General features: G+C 65.9%; 4 protein-coding genes. 3 read left to right on the top strand and 1 reads right to left on the bottom strand.

Annotated elements, in window-relative coordinates; genetic code table 11:
• Positions 1-187: 187 nt before the first annotated feature.
• The 3 genes from AB4Y84_RS16770 to AB4Y84_RS16760 are packed head-to-tail and all read left to right on the top strand — an operon-like array spanning position 188 to position 2,993.
• Entirely contained in the window at positions 188-892 is a 705-nt protein-coding gene (locus AB4Y84_RS16770; RefSeq protein ID WP_025876073.1) for a C39 family peptidase, read from the top strand.
• 13 nt (positions 893-905) lie between these two features.
• Complete coding sequence (locus tag AB4Y84_RS16765) at positions 906-1,658, top strand: hypothetical protein (protein ID WP_394197823.1); 753 nt, start codon at positions 906-908, stop codon at positions 1,656-1,658.
• A 45-nt stretch (positions 1,659-1,703) separates the two neighbouring features.
• Positions 1,704-2,993 carry a transporter gene (locus AB4Y84_RS16760; RefSeq protein WP_363732357.1) on the top strand — a complete coding sequence of 430 codons (1,290 nt, stop codon included), beginning with the start codon at positions 1,704-1,706 and terminating at the stop codon, positions 2,991-2,993.
• 85 nt (positions 2,994-3,078) lie between these two features.
• Here the strand turns inward: AB4Y84_RS16760 and AB4Y84_RS16755 are convergent.
• Positions 3,079-3,420: helix-turn-helix domain-containing protein (locus tag AB4Y84_RS16755; RefSeq protein WP_442250481.1), on the bottom strand; the 342-nt coding region annotated here is incomplete at its 5' end.

Raw genomic sequence — 3,420 nt, 5'->3', positions numbered from 1 at the left:
CCGTGGCGCAGCCGAGCACCGGCGGTGGGACCGGCGGCGGCGAGTGATCCACGGTGTGACCGCTTTCGCAGCGAACCTGCGTTGAGCGCAACAAGCCCGGCCATCCGCCAATGGCCGGGTTCCCCCGGGGGCCCCTGTCCCTCCTCCCCCTTGGGGCAGGGGTCCCTTCCTTCTCGTGGAGAACGGCATGGCCGGTCATCGCTGGTGGTTGCGTCTGCTGCCCTGCCTGCTGCTGCTGACCAGCGCATGTGGCTGGGCAGGCGAGGTGGTGTTCAGCGGGGTGCTGCCCAATGGCGCGCTGCTGCAGCAGAAGGTGGAAAGCATGCAGGAGCGGCGTTATCGCAACCTGGTGCGGCAGCACACCGATTACAGCTGCGGGGCGGCCGCTCTGGCCACCATCCTGCGTTATGCCTACCACCTGGACACCACCGAGGCGACGGTGATCGAGGGGATGATGGGGGTATCGGATCCACAGCTGGTCAAGGAACGTGGTTTTTCACTGCTGGACATCAAGCGCTATGTCGAATCGCTGGGCATGCGTGGACGCGGTTATCGCATCGATGAATCGCGCCTGCGCACGTTGCGGGTTCCTGGACTGGTGCTGATGGATGTACGCGGCTTCCGGCATTTCGTCGTGCTCAAGCAGGTGCGCGACGGGGTGGTGGAAGTGGCCGATCCGATCCTGGGCAACCGCAGCCTGTCACTGGCCGAGTTCAGTGCCGCCTGGCCGTCACGCGCCGTTTTCGTCGTGATCGGCAGCGACTTCGATCGCAATACGGTGCTGCTGCAACCCAGCGAACGGCCCAGTGCCCGCGCGTTGTATGCGCGGCAGGGACCGATCACCGACGCCGAACTGGTCGACTTCGGCTTCAGCCACGCCGACCTGTTCTGAAGGAGGCACGATCATGCAATGCCAACGTGTAGTACTCGCTCTGCTGCTGATGTTGCCGGTGTCGCCGTTGATGGCGGCAGACGGTGCACCGGGGCGAGGCCTGAAGGAAATACCCGATCCCGAACTGAACCTGATGCGCGGCCGCTACACCGTTGGCGGCAACAACGTGGCCTGGTTCGGGGTGACGATGATTTCGCAGTGGCAGGGACCCAACGGTGCAGTGGTGCAGGGCGCGCTGACCCTGGGCATGGATTTCCGCAATGGCGGCACCCCCAAGCTGAGCTTCCAGCCAAGCGTGCAGATTACCGCCGCTGACGCACCGTTGCCGGCAACGGCAGGGCGCAGCATCGACAGTACCGGCCTGGCCAATGCCAGCGGACTGGTGCAGAGCGTGCAGGTGGCCGGCGATGGCAACACCGCACGCAACGTGACCACCCTGACCGTGCGTGACGGCTTGGTGCCGACCGCACTGGGCGATGACGGCAGCCGCATGGCACAGGCACAGCAGGGCGGGGCTACTGCCACCGCCATGCTCGATGGCAATCAGGCGCGCCTGCTGCTGCAGGTTGATGGGCAGAGCCTGGTACAGCAGTGGATCCGCAATGGCAGCGTGGGGCAGGGCATTGCCCTGGCCGGCGATGGACAGACCGCCAGCAACCGGCTGCAGCTGGAGCTGGTACGCAATACCGCGGCCAACAACCTGCCCTTGAGCCAGAACGTGGCCCAGGCGATCGGGATGAACCGCGGCATGGGCCCAGGCCAGTAACACGGCCTGGTCGGGGGGAACCGACGTACAACGCAGGTCACCGACATGCACACTCTCTACCGGCTTACTCCGCTGGCGCTGGCGGCGCTGGCGGCCACTGCCTTCGCCCAGCAGCCTGCGCCCAGTGATGGCGCCGACATGCAGGCATTGATCGCGCAACTGGAACAGCTCAAGGCCAATTACGCACAGGAGGTACGACGCCTGCGCGAACTGGACATGCAGGTGCAGGCGATGCAGGCGCGGCTGAGTGGTCGCGCAGGCCCCGGTGCGACGCCCGCTGCGCCGTTGGCGCCGGCTGCGGCATCCGCGGTACCGCCCAGCAGCGAAGGCTATGCCAGCAGCGCGGCCGAGGCACAGCAAGCCAAGCAGGAGGCCCGGCGCAGCGTGGATGACGTCAAGCAGCAGCAGGCGGCATTGTTCTCGCGCCGGTTCACCATCGAAAACGGCCTCACCTATGCACGCTACGACCGCAAGCAGCTCACGCTCAACGGCTTCCTTGCGCTGGATGCGATCTTCCTCGGCAACATCGCGATCGAGAACGTCGAATCCGATTCGTTGACCTACAACCTGGCCGCGCGCTGGGGCGTCAGTCCCAATCTCACCTTGAACATGGACGTGCCGTACCTGGCCCGACGCACGGTCTACCAGAAGGGCGGTGCTGGTGGTGCGGCGGCGGCGATCGCGCAGGAAGAAACCAATGGCAGCGGCATCGGCGATGTCAGTCTGAGTGCCAATTACCGGCTGTTCGCCGAAAGCGGCTGGCGCCCGGAGACGGTGCTGACCGGTGGCGTTACCGCACCAACGGGTCGCGCGCCCTATGGGCTGGACTGGAAAGTAATCGAGCGCGACGACGATGACTACATCCGCTTCGCGGTGCCGCAGGAACAGCCGACCGGCAACGGCGTATGGCAGGCCAACCTGGGCGTATCGATGGTGAAGACCGCCGATCCGGCCATCCTGTTCGCCAACGCCGGCTACATCCATTCGTTCCCGCGCGGTTTCAGCGATATCGACAGCAACCCGGATACGGTCAATCCCGGCGATGTGAAACTGGGCGGTTCGGTGTACTTCGGTGCCGGCGTGGCCTTCGCGTTCAACGAGCGCACCAGCCTGAGCATTTCCTTCAGCGACAAGATCAGCACGCGCGCCTCGACCCGGTTCAAGGGCGGTGAATGGGTGAAGGTGATCGGCAGCGATGCCAATGCGGCCTCGCTCAATCTCGGCGTGACCTACGCGTTGAACCAGCACACCACGCTGGTGACGCTGCTGGGCATCGGCCTGACCCCGGATGCGCCGGACTTCACGCTGGCGTTCAAGGTGCCGTACATGTTGTAAGCGCGGCAGCCCGGCATGGCGCGGCGCTGCACGGCCGCGCTTTGCTGGTGTCGGTGCATGCCCGGCCGCGCAGGGGCCTGCGTTGTCAGCGCTGCGCCGGCAGTTCCAGATGATGCTTGCGGCACAACCGGTATATCGTGACCCGCGAGATCTGCATGTGCCGCGCACACGCCGACACGTTGTAGCCATGCTGGCGCAGGGCCTGCAGCAGTACATCGCGCTCCACCTGGCCACGCGCATCCTGCAGCAGCGCGCGCCGCGCAGGGGCGTCCGGCTCTGCCAGGTCCAGGTCAGCGGCGTTGATCAGCTCGCCTTCGGCCACGATCGCTGCCCGCTGCACGCGGTTCAACAACTCACGTACGTTGCCGGGCCAGTCGAACCCGCGCATGGCCTGGCGTGCACCGGGATCAAACCCGCGTGCGCGGCC

It is taken from the genome of Stenotrophomonas sp. 2YAF22 (assembly GCF_052114665.1).
GTDB classification, from domain to species: Bacteria; Pseudomonadota; Gammaproteobacteria; order Xanthomonadales; family Xanthomonadaceae; genus Stenotrophomonas; species Stenotrophomonas indicatrix.
Note: the sequence above shows the minus strand (reverse complement) of the source record. Positions and strands in the feature narration are given on the sequence as shown.